The sequence below is a fragment of the Enterococcus sp. DIV2402 genome (assembly GCF_017426705.2).
GTDB lineage: Bacteria > Bacillota > Bacilli > Lactobacillales > Enterococcaceae > Enterococcus_F > Enterococcus_F lowellii.
The window spans coordinates 1,799,538-1,816,628 of sequence record NZ_CP147251.1 but is presented as its reverse complement, the minus strand read 5'-3'; the positions used below and the strand labels follow the sequence as shown (position 1 = coordinate 1,816,628).

Genomic DNA, 17,091 nt, shown 5'->3' with positions numbered 1-17,091 from the left:
TTTTTCATTTATTACGCATCTAATTTAATTTTTGGATCAAAGAATCCATAAAGTAAATCAACAATGACATTAATTAAGACGAAGAACAAACCAATAACCAATGTCACACCAATGATTGCGTTGTAATCTTTATACAAGATTCCTTGAATGGCATATTGTGCCATTCCTGGCCAACCGAACACAGCTTCTACAAGAAATGCATTCCCAATCAATGATCCAAACTGCATTCCGACTGTTGTCAATACCGAGATGAACGCATTTTTCAACATATATCGTTGATACACTAGATTTTCTGGCAAGCCATAAGACTCCGCAGCTAACACATAATCTTTGTTCATTTGATCGATCATATTTGTACGTGTCATTCGAATAATCTGAGCAGCAGTTGCAATCGATAAAGCAATAGCAGGTAATAAAATATGAATAAAACTATCTGTGAAACCCGCAAAATTCCCTGTAAGCAAACTATCTAACAAACGTAAGCCTGTAATCGACTCAACCGCAACATTCCCTCGACCAATAACTGGAAAAATGCCTAACCAATAAGAAAAAATCAATTGCAATAAAATTGCTAACCAAAAACGTGGCAACGCAATTCCTGATAAAGAGACAATACGAATAATGTGGTCAGAAATTTTATTATTCTTCACCGCAGAATAAATACCTAAAGGAATTCCTACTGCTACTGAAATAATCATTGAGACTAAAGATAATTCAAAAGTCGCTGGAAAGGTGTCTTTAATATCCAACCAAACATTACGACCGGAGCGTAAAGACAACCCCATATCTCCGACAAATAATCCTTTAATGTAATTAAAAAATTGTACCGGCAGTGGATCATGTAACCCTAATTGATTTTCCATTGCCACAATCTGTTCTTGCGTTGCTTCAGGCCCTAATGCCAATCGAACAGAATCTCCGGGCATAATTCTTGATAATAAAAAGATAAGCAAAATCAATCCTAGTATTGTTGGAATTAAGCCAAGAATTCTTTTTCCTATAAATCGTCCCATCTAATCTGCTCCTCCCATAGTAGTGAAAAGAAAGGGAGACAGAATGCTTTTATCATAGGTAACTGATAAAAAACCTTTCTGTCTCAACTTTCTTATTTCATGCTCAAATTGTAAAAGGCAATATCATAACCCATCAATCCAACAAAAGTATAGCCATCAACATAATTTGCATAAGCAATATTATGTGTAGGATTCGCTACATAAATTGATGGTGCTTTTGCTGTAATAATTTCTTGTGCTTTCTTATATAGCTCAAGTTGTTTATCTATATCAATCTCTTTTCTTGCTTCATCCAAAATATTTGTCGTTTCTTCATCATCATACCAACTCATTGTACGGAAGCTCCCTTGTGTAGAAGGATGATAAATACCATAAGTGTGGCTATCTACATGAGGATATTTCAATGAATCAGAAATTAAAGTTAAGTTTGGTGTTTTTTCAGCCGAAGTAGCCGCTTCAGTAATTTGTGGCCATGTTGCATTTACAATATTTACTTTAATCCCAATTTTCGATAAATTATCTGATACCAGTTGTCCAAATTGACGTTGCTCTGGATTTTCACCCATAATCATAAAGTCTACTGAAATATCTTGTCCTGCGTATTTAGAAGCAGCTAAGTATTCTTTCGCTTGTTCCAAATCTTGTTTAAAGACTGTCACATCAGGATTGTTTCCAGTAACAACAATTGGAACTGGACCAACTGCTTGTGTTGAATCTCCTAAAATATCCTTGTTCGCTGAATCATAATCAAATGCCGCTGCGATTGCTTTACGAACATTCTCATCATCAGTTGGTGCTTTTTGCATATTCATTGGAATATGTTGAAGTTTTGCACTTGGATCTTTTTGAACGACTAGTTTGTCATTGCTTTCAAATTCTTTATAGGCTGAAACATTCAACCATTGATGAACCATATCTGCTTGTCCAGAAACAAGCAATGTTTTAACAGTTGCTTCTTCTGTAATAATTTTCATTTGAACATCTTTGTATTGATTGTCTTTCCAACCTTTCCAATAATCTTCATACGCTTTATAATCGATTTGTGATTCACGATCCCATTTTGACAATGTATAAGGTCCTGAACCAGCCTCATTATTTTCTAAATAAGCTTGTCCGTAATCATCGCCTGTGGTATTTTCTTCTAACAGTTTACTATCCACAATAAATAATTGTGTCATTGAAGAGATAAATGGCGCATACGCATTGTTTAAGGTAAATTCAACGGTATAATCATCAATTTTCTTCACATTTTCAGCATCTAATACATTGTTCCACAACCAAGAATTTCCTTGACCTATCGCCAACATACGCTGCATTGTATACACTACATCATCTGCTGTAAATGGATTTCCTGAATGGAAGGTTACATCATCTCTTAATTTCACCGTATACACCAAACCATCCTCTGATACTTCATATTCTGAAGCTAGATGTGGCACTGGATCCATTTTGCCATTAGCCGTATCGGGATAGAATAAAGGATCATATAAATTGACTGCCGCAATAATTTCTGTTTCATCAATTACTTTTGCAGGATCAATTGACCCTACCACTTGCTGTGCTACATAGACAAATGGTCGATCAAGTGTGTTTGTGCCCTTGCTTGCTTCTGTTCCTGAATCTTTACCGCCACCACATGCCGCCAATAGCGCTGTTGCTGCAAAGCAAAGCATCAATGCTTTAAAATTCTTTTTCATTTGTACTCCCTCTTTCTTTTCTTAAAAATAGATATTGGATCGTTTTAAAATATGTTCAATCTTGCCCTGAGTGACCTTACCTATGTTCAATGCGTCCTGTTGTTTTTCCTCTGAAATTCGATAAAGGGGACCAGAAATGGTTAAAGATGCCCGAACTTCTGAACTTGCATCTCTAATTGGAAAGGCAATAGCACAAACATCTCGTGTATATTCCCCATAAGAAATGGCATAGCCTTGCTTTCTGATTTCTGCCAATTTTTCATAATGGACTTCTTTATCTAAAATCGTCTTTTCTGTATAAGGAAACATTTCTTCTGACAATACTTCTTGAATAAATTCTGGACTCTGATATGCCAAAATTGCTCGATAAGAAGCTCCTGCATATAAAGGTTCTGAACTTCCTTCAAATGCCGTAAATTTGACACCTTGTTGTGAATCGACAGCAATCAGAGTTTTCCCCTGGCGCTGATTGATAACAGTGAAAAATATCGATTCATCTAACGCATCTCGAAGTTCAATCATACATGGACGCAACTCTTCTTCCACATTAAACTGTTTCTTCACTAAGTTACCTAACTCAATATAGGGAGTTCCTAAACTATATTTTTTCGTTTCAGGATTTTGAACCGCAAAACCTTCTTCTTTCATTGTCTCTAATATTCTGAAAATTTTCGTATGACTTTGATCAAGCTCACGCGCTAGTTCCCTAATACCCCATACCGGTTTTTCAACGGTAAAACATTTCATTACTTGTAATGAAAGCTGTACACTACTTAAAATTTTAGGTCCCTCCTCTAAAATGGTTCTCATAACGAACCACCGTTTCATTTATTTAATTTTCTGAATATTATCATAATTTACTCATCAAGTAAACCTATTTGATGTGAAAAAACTTCACATTATTTAACATAACTATCATAATCATTTTAGAAACCTAGTTATATCAACATTCCTAACAATAAATTTTTTTAGTAATAATCAGTGCATATATAAAAAATAGTCAAGCAGTTGTCCGCTTTTATAACAAACTAAAAAGCAACAACGACTTTTAATCAAGTTCGTTGTTGCCTTATCTTTTTATTCTAAATTTTCTCCATTACTAGAAATAACTTTTTGATACCACTCAAAACTATCTTTTTTCAAACGTTTGCCACTCCCATTACCGTAATCATCGATATCTACATAAATAAATCCATATCTTTTACTCATTTCACTGGAAGAACAACTAACAATATCAATCGGTCCCCAAGCATAGTAGCCTCGTAAATCGACACCATCTTTAATTGCCTCTTTCATTTCTGCGATGTGCATTCTAAGATAATCAATTCGATAGTCGTCATGAATTTGGCCATCTTCTAATTTATCAAAATAGCCAATCCCATTTTCAGTAATATAAATTGGACATTGATAACGATCATAAAATTCATTCAATAGAATTCGAAGTCCAATTGGGTCAATCGTCCACCCCCAAGGATTTGCTGGCAACTCTTTGTTACGATGAGGTCCTAAATCTTTGTCATAAGAATCTTGATCGACAATTTGTGTGTAGTAATACGAAAATGACATAAAATCAGCCGTATTTTTTAATGCTTCTTCATCGCCTTCTCCAAATTCAACTTGAATCCCTTTATCAGCAAAATAACGAAACGCATAGCCGGGATAATAGCCACGAAGTAAGACATCTGCATAAAAATATTCCATTTGATTTAATTTTAATGTTGCCAATACATCGGTCGCTTTACTGGATGCTGCGTAAGAAGGACCACCGCAAAGCATCATACCAATTTCATTATCAGGATAATTTTCGTGAGCATATTTAGTAATCAGAGCACTTGCTACCATCTCATTGTGCACACCTTGATATTTAGCCGAAAGTAAATCATCTACTTTATCTTCAGCAATTCCTAAATGATTAAACGATTCATGAATAATTAAATTAATTTGATTCACAATAATCCATTTTTTAACTTTTTCATGATATCGATCTAACAATACTTTTCCGTATTTAACAAAAAAATCGATGACTTCTCTTGAATACCACCCTGAATATTCAGTTGTTAAGTGAATAGGAATTTCATAATGAGACATTGTAATCATTGGTTCCATCCCATTATGAATAATTTCATCAAATAAATCATCATAAAATTTTAGCCCCGCTTCATTCGGCTCTTCTTCCACTCCATTAGGAAAGATACGTGACCAATTAATGGATGTTCGGAATGTTTTTAACCCTAATTCTGAAAGTAGTTTTAAATCTTCTTTATACGTATGATAAAAATCAATACCTTTTCGTTTAGGGAATATGCGGTCATTACTAGACATCGCTGTTTTAATATATTCACTTGTTATTTCCATATTGTTCTTTTTATCTAAGGCAACATCTGGTACAAACTCATTAATATCAGCAACACACCATCCTTTGCCGTCAACATCCCAAGCACCTTCCGCTTGATTTGCTGCAATGGCTCCTCCCCATAAAAAGTCTTTCGGAAATCCATTAGGTATTTTATTCATTATTTTCCCTACCTTCCATCTTCTTTTCTAATCGCTGAATACGTTCTTCATACGTTTCAAAAATTTGTATCATTCGTTTTGCTATATTAATTTCGCTATAGATTGTCATTAATGTATCTTGGGCATGAGCAAACAAAACAGAATACTCACCCGCTTCTCCAGAAGTCTCAGCCGAAATCGCATCCGTCTGCACGCGATGCGCTTGCACAATTTGTTCATTAGCTGCCTGCATTTTAGCTTTAGCTAAAACAAAATCACTCACTTCTATCGCTTTTAATGCTTCCATGCAGTTTTTTCTTGCATCGCCAGAGAATAAAATAATCTGCATTGCTTTTTGAACAGTACCTTCACTTACCATATCTCTCACCTCTAAATTAATTAATTTCTTTCAATTCTTTTTCACATTCTTGTTTCTCATACGTTTTGAAAAATGGATACCAAATTGCTGCTGAAATAATAAATATGATCAGCATTAACAAAATCCCTGAGATACTTCCTGTAGTTAACCAAGTCGAGATAGGAAATGGACAATACCACATTTGAAAATTAATCATAGGTATCGGTGCAAATGCGATAACTTTAGTAAAGAACCATACAACTAGGGGTAAAATAATTCCTTGTAACCACATTGGAATCATTAACAACGGATTCCATGCAATGGCTCCAAATACAATCGGTTCATTAATGTTAAAAAATGTTGGTAAAATAGACGCTGTTCCTAAGGCTTTTAATTTCTTTGACTTCGAACGAATCAACATAAAGACCAAGGGCATTGTACAACCAATCCCACCAATCCATAAATAAGCAGAATAAATTGTTGGATCAGTTACTAGATTTTGTGAAGTACCGTCTATATTTGCTTGAATCGCAGTCAATAACACTGGATTTATTACAGGTGTCAACACCCAAGTAGAAATCCCTAAAGAATAGAGGAAACACACAATAAACATCATTAATGAGAAGCCCCAAGGTGTTTCGACAACATTTTGCAATGGCATAAAAATAGCCAATATTGAATTATAAACGTCAAATTTAAGCAAATCGACTAACAACCAACCTATAATGATTACAATGCCAATTGGTAACATTGCATCAAACCAAGCTCTAACAAAATCTGGGATAACAGATTCTTCTTTAAAGAACGAGAACTTACCAAACATATTTAAAACAAACCCTGCAAATAGTCCTGAGATAATCGCAACAAACATTCCTCCAGCACCTAATGCACTATGGGAAAATCCAGGTTGACCATCTGCGATTACCTGTGGCGAAATAATAATTAAAAACAAAATCACTCCTGACATACCCGCATTGATTCGTTGTTTTCTCAATCTTTTTTTCTCCATCAAGTTAAATGGAATTAAAAATGAAATAATTAAAGAAATCATTCCCATTGTCCAACCATACAATACCCAAAAATTAGGTAAACTAGGAAAATAATCATTTAAAATAGCTAACATTGCAAATAACGAACCTAAAAAAATCAGTGGTAAAGCTTGCATGATAGAATCTTTTAAAGTAACAATCCATGTATTATGATTAATTTTATTCATTCGAGGAGTAAAACTCCCCTCAAGCCAATTAATAAATGGTTTCATATTTCTTCCTCCATCCTTATTTCATTTCTTCTAGTAGATGTGTTAATGCTTGCTCGCCATTCAATGTAGCATAGTACTCTGGTTTCATTAAAATAACTTTGACTGGTGCGTCTCCAATGTACTCCTCCACCTCATCAAGAATATAAGCTAGATGCGGACCAACCATCAACGCATCAATCTCATCAATGTAGTTTTCAATTTCACTTTCTCCTCTAGCTGTAATCTTGATATCTAAACCTTGTGAAGAAACAGCCTTACGAATATTAGCCGCCATAAAACCTGAACTTGCACCTGATCCACAAACTAATAAGACATTCATTTTTTTCATTGTAATTCCTCTTTCCATCCTTTTATTGATAACGCTATCATTTATAGGTATACTATAAGAAATTCTCCAAGGTGAAACAAATATTTTTTTGCACCATAGGGGTGAAAGAAAGAAGGATGTTAATTGAAAACAAGATATATCAAACTTTTGCAATATATAAATGAACAACATACTTGGGTCTCTTCTAATCAATTAGCTGCTCAATTCGCGTTGTCTAAGCGAACGATTAAATCTTATGTAGCAGATATCCAACTATTAGCACCACAAATAGTCGTTTCATCCAATAAAGGGTATCGAGTAAATTCTAATAAGTTGGCAGCATTCTTGGATAATACCGAAGTGAATGTTCCTGAAACACGAGCAGAGAGAATTTCTTATTTATTATTGAAACTTATTTCCATTGAACAACCAATTTCGATATACGAATTGACTGAAGAGTTATTTATTAGTGAATCAACATTATTAAATGATATAAAGCTGTTGAAAAAGAAATGCTCTAGTCACTCGCTTGAAATCAAATATACTAAGAATACCTTACAGCTTTTAGGTACAGAAAAAGCTAAACGCCAACTAATCCATACAACTTTGTTGGCCGAATTAGATAATAATTTTGGAGATATTACCAAATTGCAGGAAAGTTTTTCTGATTTTGATTTGGACTACATTAAAGAAATTGTGGCAGAAATTTTTTCTAATGACGCCTTTTTTACGAATGATTATGCGTTAACAAATATAGTTATTCATTTGGCAATCGCAATCGATCGAATGAAAAATAATTTTCAATTTCCTAAATCAGAGATGATTTCTTCTCAATCTATTCCTATATCTATTCTTGAAATCGCGGAGAAAATCGCTGAAAATGTTTCTTTACACTACGATATTTATTTTTCTAAAGAAGAAATAAGAGATCTCTCGTTATTGATTGCTGCCAATGGAACAAACATCAATTTTACACAAATTTCGATTGAAGAGTTAAAACGAATTATAGACGAACGCTGTTTAAATTTAGTAGAAAAAATTTTAACTAAAGTGCGTGAATTGTATTTTATTGATAATACAGAGCCTGAATTTTATATTCGTTTTGCTTTGCATATGAAAAATTTACTTTATCGATTAAACAATGACTATACAATTAGAAATCCAATGACGGAAACATTAAAAAAAGAATGTCCGCTCATTTATGATTGTGCGGTTCAAGTCTCCCACATGATTCAAGAAGAATTAGCTTACACTATTAATGAAGATGAAATTGCTTATATCGCCTTTCATTTAGGTTATGCTTTGGAAGTACAAAAACAGCGAACGACAAAAATAAAATGTGTCGTTTTAGTTCCTCTTTACTATAATATGAATATTCAAGTCTTAGAAAAATTACAAAAAAACTTTGCTGATGATTTAGATATCCAAAATATTCTTACAAATGAAAAAGAATTGCAGTTTATTGATACAGAGCTAATTATTTCTGCCGTAAAATTAAAACAAGTAGTCACTATACCTTATGTCATCATTAATCCTTTTTTTACTTTAGAAAACAGACAGCAAATTACAGAAAAAATATTTGACATCAAACAGCAAAAACGCAAAGATATTTTCTCCAAAAATTTTCTATCCATAGCTAGTAAAGAACACTTTTTATACACGACCGAAAATTTAGCCTTTGATGAATTATTACAACAATTATGTAAAAAAATGGAGGCTGACGGTATGGTAGATGAATCCTTTTTTTCACAAGTAATGGCAAGAGAACAACTATCATCCACCGCATACGGAGCTGTTGCAATTCCGCATTCCTTGACTATGAATGCAAAACAAACTTGTATTTCAATTGTTGCAAATCCCAACGGCATACAATGGCATGATAACCGAGTCACTCTTATTTTTTTGATATCAATTAATTACTTGAATCGACATGTTTTTAGAGAAATTTTTGATAATTTAGCTATGATTTGTTCCGAAGAAAACAATATACAAAAATTGAGTCAAATCACTTCTTTCGATTCCTTCACTAAAGAATTGATTGAATGCTGTACATCTAATTAAACCAAAAAGCTAAACGAATTTTTTTATCGTTTAGCTTTTTGGTTATTTTATTTGAAGTCAATTGTTTTCGTATGGATTAAGAGTAATCAATCACTCCACTAATCAAAAGAAGTTAAAAATTTTTCTTTTACCACTTTAAAGTTGGTAATTGTTTCTTCACACCAGCTGTCAAATTCTTCATCTACTTCTTTTAATTCAGGATGTGCATCCATATGCTCTAAATATTTTTGCAAGCCTTCTTTTAAAGATATCTTGCATGTAAAGGTTGGATTTATTGAGAGCAATTTAGAAATATCAAATATATTGGACCATCTTTTATCTCCTTGAATGCTTTCAGAAAAGTTATAACGTGTAGATTCTTTTAGAAAATCAGTTGGTATATAGATAGGTTTATACTCAACTGCTAATTCATCGGCTAAATATTGATACACCATATCCCAAGTATGCGGTTCAGGATTCATAATCTGATAAATTTCACCAATCGTTTGTGTGTTACCTATTATAGGATAAATTCCTTCCGCAAAATCGGACGCATGCGTACTTGCCCAAACAGATTGTCCTTCTCCATGAACAATTACTTCTTTTCCTGCAATCATTCGTTGCACAACACTCCAACAATTCTTCCCTTTAATACTGAGGGGAATTCTATCTTCTGAATACGTTTGAGTTGGTCGAACAATCGTAATCGGGAAATTATTGGTATGAAATTCCTCTAAAAAAAGTGCTTCTGCTGCAGCTTTATTTTTCCCATAGTTGGAAAATTCATTGCCATAAGTAGACTCCTCGTTCACAAGACAATTATTCTGATGATTGAGAGCAGCAACTGTGCTAATATAGACAAATTGATTGGTGTGCTCTTTAAAAAGTTGACTATTTTTTTGGGCAGACTCTGGATTAAAAATAACAAAATTAATAATCGAGTCAAAATGTTTATCGGCTAACCATTCTTGAATTTCATCAGGCTTGTTAATGTCACCTTTGACTACTGTTATATTTGAAGGTAACTGATCATTTTTTGATCCTCTATTGATAACTGTCACTCTATTTTGTGGATTTTCAGATAACTTCAAGGTTGTCGGTAAAGAAATCGTTCCTGTTCCCCCGATAATAAGAATATTCTGCATCTTTTTCCTCCTTATACTTCAGATTTCAAACTAGCTTGCGCTTCTTCAACTACTTGCATGACAATTTTTGAATGTTCCATCCGTTTGTTAGCTTCATCAAAATCATTTTTCTCTATTATTTTGACAAAATGTAAAAATTCTTCCATCATTCGATGGTTATGTTTGTTCTTATTCATTAGTTGCGAGACTTGATCTCGTTGTGTCACTTTATAATTTTCTACCGTATTTGCAGGACTTTCTACAGTAATGATGCCTTTCGTCCCTTGTATGACTGATTTAGACGGTGTCCAAGAATCTTTCGCTCCGATACATACCGCTTTCGTATGCGGATAGTCTAAAATTAAGACACCTGAAGTATCAACTTGTCGTTCACTATTGGCAAAATAGGTTACTTTTTTAGGTTTTCCCATTATTCCCACAACAAAATGAATGTTATAAATATTGATATCCATCAACGCGCCTCCGCCCATTTGCGGATCAAATGCTGGCAAAATAATGCCTTGTTTAAACGAGTCATATCTAGAAGAATATTGTGAATAGTTACATTCTATTAATTTAATCTCACCAATTGAAGCTAAGTTTTCTTTGATTTCTTGATAGTTTGATAAATATTGATTGGTTATCGCTTCGATTAAGATTAAATTTTTACGCTTAGCTAGTTGCTCTAACTCAATTAATTGAGCAAGTGTTAACGTAAAAGGTTTCTCACAAATAACATGTTTGCCATTTTCTAAAGCTTTTTTAGCAAATGAATAATGCAGATGGTTTGGTAAGGCAATATAAACCGTATCTACTTCATCATCTAATAAATTTTTGTCAACATCTGTATAGAATGTCTGAATGCCGTATTGTTTTGCTAATTCTTTGATTTTCGGTAATGAACGCTCTGTTCCTAAAATTGAGTGCAGTTCTAAATGAGGTATTTCCTTTGCTATTGTTAAAAAATCTTGTACAATCATCCCGGAGCCAAATATAGCTAATTTCATTGTCTTCCTCCACTTTCACTGTTTCTTATAGAATATATATGTAGTATATCTAGGTCTTCTATGCTTTAAAAGTTCTTCTCAATTAATTGGTCAAAACTTTCATAAAAATTGGACTTTTATATATATTTAGTGAACAATTTGTTCATCTAAAGAAATATTGCCATGAATGAATAGAAAAAATAGTATATGATAGTTTTATAGAAGGAGGTTACTGCGATGTTAATCATTGAACAGTTAACAAATCAAGAAAATTTCACTAGTAACGAACAAAAAATTGCCGACTATATTTTAGAAAATCTAACGCAAATTCCTACTATCGACATAAAAAAAATTGCCAAACAAACCTATACCTCACATTCTGCTGTCGTCAGATTAGCTAAAAAACTAGACTTTAAAGGTTTTAGAGATTTTAAAATTGCACTATCTGAAGCCGCTTATAGTAAACTCTACACACAAGAGCAAGTGGATGTGAATTTTCCATTCGAACCAAATGATTCTCCAGATCAAATTGCTAAAAAGATGGCCGATTTAACAATTGAAACCATCAAATTAACGCAATTTCAAGTGAATGGAGCAGTTTTAGAAGAAGTAGCTGATATGTTAACAAAAGCGAATCGTATTTTTCTCTTTGCTAAAGGCGATTCTCAAATTCGTGCCCGCAGCTTTCAAAATAAAATGATTAAAATAAATAAGTTTTTAATTGTAGCTGATGAGTATGCAGATGAAGCATGGACTGCAGCAAATCTTAATAGTACAGATTGTGCGTTGTTTGTTACTTATGGGGCCAAATCAACTCAGCATTTTAAAATTCTTACTTATTTCAAAGAAAAACGAATTCCTTCAATCCTATTAACTGGTAATCCTCATTCAGAACTCAATGATTTAGCCACTCTTTCTATTGGTATCAGTCAAAATGAATATGATTTTTTAAAAATAGGCACGTTTTCTTCGCAAATTGCCTTTCAATATCTATTAGATACTATTTTTTTCAATTTTATATGCGAAAGAATTTAAAAAAAATCTTGTCAATTTAAAAAGAAAACATGCGCTTTTAGAGCAGGGAATTCTTTCAGAAAATACTGTTAGTGATTAAATCACTAAAAAATTCGCATCGAAAAAACGCTGATTATCAAGAGATACTTTCTTGGAGCTATCATACTTTTATTCTTAATACAACAGTGCAAAAATTAGATTATCGCTGTTTGAATTTTTAAAAGTTATTATCGAAAATTCTTACTAGCTAGTGCAGACTAAGTAACTACTTCAGTTATTTAGTCTTTTTTCTTTAATTTTGTGAGATTTATTTTATCTAACTCCTTTAGGGTATCATTCCATCACTTTTTTTAAATGTTACATCCTCTTTTCCTTCAAATAATTATCTAATAAAATTACATTTTTCATCGTAATTAATCCTCCATTATTTTCTTTAATCCTCTTTTTACAATTAGAAAAAGAATGAATTCTATTATTACGTTCTACATAATATCAAAGGATTTATAACCATTTTCCCAACTTTTCTAGAAACAAGTACTTATTAAGTATAACAGAGTCAATCTTTCTTACTAACTATTTTACGAGGTAAAAAAATAACAGTAATAAACAAAATAAATCTCTATCTTTTTAATAAAAAGCAGATAATTTACTATCTAATTATATTTGTGCTAGAATCTACTTATCAACTGATAAGTAGAAAGGAGAATTTGATGTTTTTAGCTCTAAGAGAAATTAAGCATTCCAAGTTACGTTATTTTTTAGTGATAGGTGTCATGTTTTTAATCGCCTATCTTGTCTTTTTTTTGACTGGCTTAGCATACGGATTAGCACAAGATAATCGAAACGCAGTAGACCAGTGGAAAGCAGATAATATTTTAATTGCCGAAGACGCTAACGATAATTTAAATATGTCAATGTTTCCTATCAAAACTTACGAGGAAGTCAACGCAGAAGAAAAAGCGATTCTTGCACAACTCCCTGCTGTCGTTTCAAAAAAAGGAACAAAAGAGACAATTAACACTATCTTTTTTGGCATTTCACCTGACCAATTTTTAGTTCCTAAAATTGAAACAGGAAGAATGTTTGAAACAAAAAATGAATCAGTCGTTGATGACAGTCTAAGAAATCAATATGGTTTACAGATTGGCGATCAATTAAAGGTATCTGGAAGTAATACAGAATTAACAATAGTTGGGTTTATAGAAAATGCTAAATTCAATGTTGCACCAGTCTTCTATATTTCTATGGAGACATACCAAGAAATTCGTTTTGAAAACGGAAATCAGTCCGAAGATGTACCAATTAACGCAATTGTAACGAAAGGTAAAGTCAGCAATCTGCCTGATAACTTAGAGAAAATATCTATTGCTACATTTATCAATAATTTGCCTGGCTATAACGCACAAGTGCTAACATTTGGTTTTATGATTGGTTTTTTAATTATCATTGCTGCCATTGTAATCGGCATTTTTATTTATGTTTTAACGATGCAAAAAACAGATATTTTCGGGGTGATGAAAGCACAAGGAATTTCGAGTACGTATATTGCTAGATCAGTCATTTCACAGACATTTATATTAGCATTTTTAGGTGTAGGAATAGGATTATTGGCTACTACTGGCACGTCTTATCTCCTACCAGCTCAAGTACCTTTTGAAACAAATAGTAGTTTTTTAGCAGCAATTAGTAGTTTAATGGTACTCTTTGCTATCTTAGGTGCCTTCTTTTCTGTGCGAGCAGTAGTAAAAATTGATCCTTTAAAAGCTATTGGATAGGAGTGAAAATATGAGTGAAATTGAATTTCAGCAAGTGAAAAAAATTTTTAAAGATGGAGCAAATACAATCGAAGCTTTAAAAGAAACCAATTTTTCTGTTGAAAAAGGTGAATTTGTTGCGATAATTGGTCCATCAGGATCAGGAAAAAGTACTTTTCTAACGATTGCGGGCGGATTACAATCTCCTAGTAAAGGACAAGTATTAATTAACAATCAATCTTTTAGTGATAAAAAAGAAAAAGAACGTGCAAAAATACGATTTAAAGAAATTGGTTTTATTTTACAAGCTTCAAACTTGATACCTTTTTTAACAGTACAAGATCAATTAGTTTTAGTAGACAAAGTTCGCAAAAAAAAATATACAGAAAATCAATTATTTCAAGATTTAGGTATTGAAAAATTAGTTAATAAATACCCTGAAGAATTATCTGGAGGTGAACGGCAACGAGTGGCAATTGCTCGTGCACTGTATCATGATCCTTCTATTATCTTAGCAGATGAACCAACAGCCAGTTTGGATACAGAAAAAGCATACGAAGTAGTAGAAATACTGGCGAACGAAACGAAACAAAAACAAAAAGCCACCATCATGGTCACGCATGATTTAAGAATGACTGACTTTTGTGACCGTGTGTTTATTATGAAAGATGGTGTATTAACCAGAAGGGAAAAACTATGAAAAAAATAATCGTTATAGGAGCTGGCGTAGCAGGCCTCTCTGCTGCAGTTCGTTTACAAAAATTAGGATACAATGTTCATCTATACGAAAAAGAACATCAACCTGGTGGGAAAATGAATCAAATCAAACAAGGTGGCTTTACGTTTGATGTTGGACCAACCATTGTGATGATGCCTGAAATTTATCGCGAAATTTTTGAATTTTGTGGAGAAAATCCCGATCACTATATTCCGATGGAAAAAGTAGATCCTATGTTGAAATTATTCTTTCGCAATGAAGATCCGTTAGCTTTTTCTAACGATTTAGTAGAATTAACGCAATCATTAGAATCTATATCCGAGGAGGACGCAAAAGGTTACTTTGCTTTTTTAGCAAGTATTTATCAAAGATATTTGATTGCCAAAAAGCATTTTATTACACGGTCCTTTCGAAATTTTTGGGATTTTTACAATCCAAAGTCGTTATATGCAGGTCTACGCTTGAAAACATTTAGTGATGCTTATTCGTCTATTTCAAAATTTGTTAAAGACGAGCGTTTAAGAAAAACTTTGGCGTTTCAAACTTTATATATTGGTGTTTCACCTTACCAAGGTCCCTCTTTATATACAATTATTCCTATGATTGAGTTATTTTATGGAGTTTATTTTATTAAGGGTGGTATGTATACCTTAGCAACTTCAATGAATCAATTATTTAAAAAACTTGGAGGTGTTTGTCATTATGGGGAACCTATTGATGAGATAGTTATTGAAAATAAAACAGCAATAGGAGTTAAAGTGGCTGACCATTTTATTGAAGCAGATTCCATCGTTTGCGGTGCTGATTTTCCTTATGCTATGCAACATTTGATTCCAAATGAAAAGCAACGCGGAAAATATACGAATAAAAAAATTGCTAATATGGATTATTCTTGCTCCTGCTTTTTGCTTTACTTAGGGTTAGATAAGAAGTATCCCGACAATACATTGCATAGTATCTATTTTGCAGATGATTTCAAAAAAAATATTGATGATTTATTTGAAGATGGCATCTTACCCGATGACCCATCATTTTATTTGTATCGACCATCTTTAATGGATGATACGTTGGCTCCAGAAAATCAAGAAGGCTTATATGTTTTAGTACCAGTGCCAGAACTATCTAAATATCAAGACTGGTCAGAAGATAGTATACAATTATTCCGTAATCGAATGATTGAATTAATAAAGGAACGTTCGGTATTTAAAGACATTGATGAGCATATTGTCATGGAAACCTATTATACGCCAAAAGAATTTGAAAAAAATTTCAATGCCTATTATGGTGCAACATTTGGTTTAAAACCAACATTAGCTCAAAGTAATTACTATCGTCCGCATAACAAATTTAATTATGCTAACAATCTTTATTTTTGTGGTAGTAGTACCCATCCAGGAGCCGGTGTTCCTATTGTTATGCAAAGTGCAAAACTTGCAGTAGAGGAGTTAGTTAGAGATGAAACTTAATCAGCAAAATATTTTTGAAGACCGCAAACAAGCATTTAAAATTTGCGAACAAACTATCAAACAACATTCAAAGTCTTTCTATGCAGCTTTTTCTCAACTACCAAAAAAGAAAGCTCAAAGTATTTATGCCATTTATACATTCTGTCGATTAGCTGATGATATAGTAGACGAAGAGAAAGATGCTCAAAAATTACAACAACTTTTTCAAGAATTAGAATTATTTGAAGCTGGATCAGTTCCCAATCATCCAATGTGGCTAGCTTTAGAGGCCGTTTTTAGTGAATTTCCAATGGATATCCGCCCCTTTTATGATATGTTAATAGGGCAACGAATGGATTTGAATTTTCAACAACCAAAAACACAACAAGAACTATTAGATTATGCCTATTATGTAGCTGGTAGTGTAGGCTTAATGCTTCTACCTGTGCTATCTCCTACCCCAACTAAAATTATCACACCCGCAAAAAAATTAGGCGAAGCAATGCAGCTGACAAATATTTTGCGAGATATTGGCGAAGATTATCGTTTAGGTAGAATTTATCTTCCGAAAGAAGATATGCTTCGTTACCAAATTACAACAACACATTTAGAAAAACAAATTATATCAGACAATTTTATTAATCTTTGGGAAGCACTAGCAAAAAAAGCAGAAAAACTGTATAATGAATCCTTAGAAATGATTCCTTTTATTGCAAATGACGCACGTCACGCACTCTTAAGTGCACTTATGATTTACAAAGAATTACTCCCTGAAATTAGAAGAAACCACTATAATATTTATGAAAAGAAACACGTGGTTAGTACTCGTAGAAAGATTGAGTTAATTCATGCATTAAAAGGAAACATGTAGAATTAAGAAT

Annotated in this window: 14 protein-coding genes and 1 pseudogene; 6 read left to right on the top strand and 9 right to left on the bottom strand. The window is 32.9% G+C overall.

Going from position 1 to position 17,091, the window contains the following annotated elements; genetic code table 11:
* Nucleotides 1-11: 11 nt before the first annotated feature.
* The 7 genes from DOK78_RS08775 to DOK78_RS08745 form a co-directional block, all read right to left on the bottom strand.
* Nucleotides 12-1,013: an ABC transporter permease gene (locus DOK78_RS08775; RefSeq protein ID WP_206600730.1), complete on the bottom strand. Its 1,002-nt coding sequence runs from the start codon at nt 1,011-1,013 to the stop codon at nt 12-14.
* A gap of 92 nt (nt 1,014-1,105) precedes the next feature.
* Nucleotides 1,106-2,710, bottom strand: coding sequence for an ABC transporter substrate-binding protein (locus DOK78_RS08770; RefSeq protein ID WP_207940709.1), 1,605 nt, complete (start codon nt 2,708-2,710; stop codon nt 1,106-1,108).
* 21 nt (nt 2,711-2,731) lie between these two features.
* Entirely contained in the window at nt 2,732-3,520 is a 789-nt protein-coding gene (locus tag DOK78_RS08765) for an IclR family transcriptional regulator (protein ID WP_207940710.1), read from the bottom strand.
* Between the two features lie 267 nt (nt 3,521-3,787).
* Nucleotides 3,788-5,224: a glycoside hydrolase family 1 protein gene (locus DOK78_RS08760; protein WP_207940711.1), complete on the bottom strand. Its 1,437-nt coding sequence runs from the start codon at nt 5,222-5,224 to the stop codon at nt 3,788-3,790.
* Nucleotides 5,217-5,582, bottom strand: coding sequence for a PTS lactose/cellobiose transporter subunit IIA (locus DOK78_RS08755; protein ID WP_207940712.1), 366 nt, complete (start codon nt 5,580-5,582; stop codon nt 5,217-5,219). Before DOK78_RS08755 ends, DOK78_RS08760 begins: the two co-directional genes overlap by 8 nt.
* Nucleotides 5,583-5,598: 16 nt before the next feature.
* A complete protein-coding gene (locus DOK78_RS08750; protein WP_207940713.1) occupies nt 5,599-6,822 on the bottom strand; it encodes a PTS sugar transporter subunit IIC in 1,224 nt (407 codons plus the stop codon).
* A gap of 16 nt (nt 6,823-6,838) precedes the next feature.
* Nucleotides 6,839-7,150, bottom strand: a complete 312-nt coding sequence (locus tag DOK78_RS08745; RefSeq protein ID WP_207940714.1) for a PTS sugar transporter subunit IIB — start codon at nt 7,148-7,150, stop codon at nt 6,839-6,841.
* A 123-nt stretch (nt 7,151-7,273) separates the two neighbouring features.
* On the opposite strand from DOK78_RS08745, the gene DOK78_RS08740 reads away from it, so the two are divergent.
* A complete protein-coding gene (locus tag DOK78_RS08740) occupies nt 7,274-9,190 on the top strand; it encodes a BglG family transcription antiterminator (RefSeq protein ID WP_207940715.1) in 1,917 nt (638 codons plus the stop codon).
* A gap of 98 nt (nt 9,191-9,288) precedes the next feature.
* Here the strand turns inward: DOK78_RS08740 and DOK78_RS08735 are convergent, their stop codons facing one another.
* Nucleotides 9,289-10,314: an NAD-dependent epimerase/dehydratase family protein gene (locus tag DOK78_RS08735; protein WP_207940716.1), complete on the bottom strand. Its 1,026-nt coding sequence runs from the start codon at nt 10,312-10,314 to the stop codon at nt 9,289-9,291.
* An 11-nt stretch (nt 10,315-10,325) separates the two neighbouring features.
* Nucleotides 10,326-11,300 (bottom strand): Gfo/Idh/MocA family protein, encoded by a 975-nt coding sequence (locus tag DOK78_RS08730; RefSeq protein ID WP_207940717.1) that lies wholly within the window; start codon nt 11,298-11,300, stop codon nt 10,326-10,328.
* A 216-nt stretch (nt 11,301-11,516) separates the two neighbouring features.
* On the opposite strand from DOK78_RS08730, the pseudogene DOK78_RS08725 reads away from it, so the two are divergent.
* The 5 genes and pseudogenes from DOK78_RS08725 to DOK78_RS08705 all read left to right on the top strand — a co-directional run bounded on the left by DOK78_RS08725 (nt 11,517) and on the right by DOK78_RS08705 (nt 17,081).
* Nucleotides 11,517-12,393: pseudogene (locus DOK78_RS08725) on the top strand (MurR/RpiR family transcriptional regulator).
* Between the two features lie 610 nt (nt 12,394-13,003).
* Nucleotides 13,004-14,068 (top strand): ABC transporter permease, encoded by a 1,065-nt coding sequence (locus tag DOK78_RS08720; RefSeq protein WP_207940718.1) that lies wholly within the window; start codon nt 13,004-13,006, stop codon nt 14,066-14,068.
* Nucleotides 14,069-14,078: 10 nt separating this feature from the next.
* A complete protein-coding gene (locus DOK78_RS08715) occupies nt 14,079-14,747 on the top strand; it encodes an ABC transporter ATP-binding protein (RefSeq protein WP_207940719.1) in 669 nt (222 codons plus the stop codon).
* Nucleotides 14,744-16,231, top strand: coding sequence for a phytoene desaturase family protein (locus DOK78_RS08710; protein ID WP_207940720.1), 1,488 nt, complete (start codon nt 14,744-14,746; stop codon nt 16,229-16,231). The genes DOK78_RS08715 and DOK78_RS08710 overlap by 4 nt, the downstream gene beginning before the upstream one ends.
* Nucleotides 16,221-17,081 carry a phytoene/squalene synthase family protein gene (locus DOK78_RS08705; protein ID WP_207940721.1) on the top strand — a complete coding sequence of 287 codons (861 nt, stop codon included), beginning with the start codon at nt 16,221-16,223 and terminating at the stop codon, nt 17,079-17,081. The genes DOK78_RS08710 and DOK78_RS08705 overlap by 11 nt, the downstream gene beginning before the upstream one ends.
* Nucleotides 17,082-17,091 lie beyond the last annotated feature (10 nt).

What these genes read in the sequence shown, in the direction of transcription:
- DOK78_RS08775 (WP_206600730.1), bottom strand. Translation starts at nt 1,013, where the DNA reads ATGGGACGATTTATAGGAAAAAGAATTCTTGGCTTAATTCCAACAATA.
- DOK78_RS08770 (WP_207940709.1), bottom strand. Translation starts at nt 2,710, where the DNA reads ATGAAAAAGAATTTTAAAGCATTGATGCTTTGCTTTGCAGCAACAGCG.
- DOK78_RS08765 (WP_207940710.1), bottom strand. Translation starts at nt 3,520, where the DNA reads ATGAGAACCATTTTAGAGGAGGGACCTAAAATTTTAAGTAGTGTACAG.
- DOK78_RS08760 (WP_207940711.1), bottom strand. Translation starts at nt 5,224, where the DNA reads ATGAATAAAATACCTAATGGATTTCCGAAAGACTTTTTATGGGGAGGA.
- DOK78_RS08755 (WP_207940712.1), bottom strand. Translation starts at nt 5,582, where the DNA reads ATGGTAAGTGAAGGTACTGTTCAAAAAGCAATGCAGATTATTTTATTC.
- DOK78_RS08750 (WP_207940713.1), bottom strand. Translation starts at nt 6,822, where the DNA reads ATGAAACCATTTATTAATTGGCTTGAGGGGAGTTTTACTCCTCGAATG.
- DOK78_RS08745 (WP_207940714.1), bottom strand. Translation starts at nt 7,150, where the DNA reads ATGAAAAAAATGAATGTCTTATTAGTTTGTGGATCAGGTGCAAGTTCA.
- DOK78_RS08735 (WP_207940716.1), bottom strand. Translation starts at nt 10,314, where the DNA reads ATGCAGAATATTCTTATTATCGGGGGAACAGGAACGATTTCTTTACCG.
- DOK78_RS08730 (WP_207940717.1), bottom strand. Translation starts at nt 11,300, where the DNA reads ATGAAATTAGCTATATTTGGCTCCGGGATGATTGTACAAGATTTTTTA.
- DOK78_RS08720 (WP_207940718.1), top strand. Translation starts at nt 13,004, where the DNA reads ATGTTTTTAGCTCTAAGAGAAATTAAGCATTCCAAGTTACGTTATTTT.
- DOK78_RS08715 (WP_207940719.1), top strand. Translation starts at nt 14,079, where the DNA reads ATGAGTGAAATTGAATTTCAGCAAGTGAAAAAAATTTTTAAAGATGGA.
- DOK78_RS08710 (WP_207940720.1), top strand. Translation starts at nt 14,744, where the DNA reads ATGAAAAAAATAATCGTTATAGGAGCTGGCGTAGCAGGCCTCTCTGCT.
- DOK78_RS08705 (WP_207940721.1), top strand. Translation starts at nt 16,221, where the DNA reads ATGAAACTTAATCAGCAAAATATTTTTGAAGACCGCAAACAAGCATTT.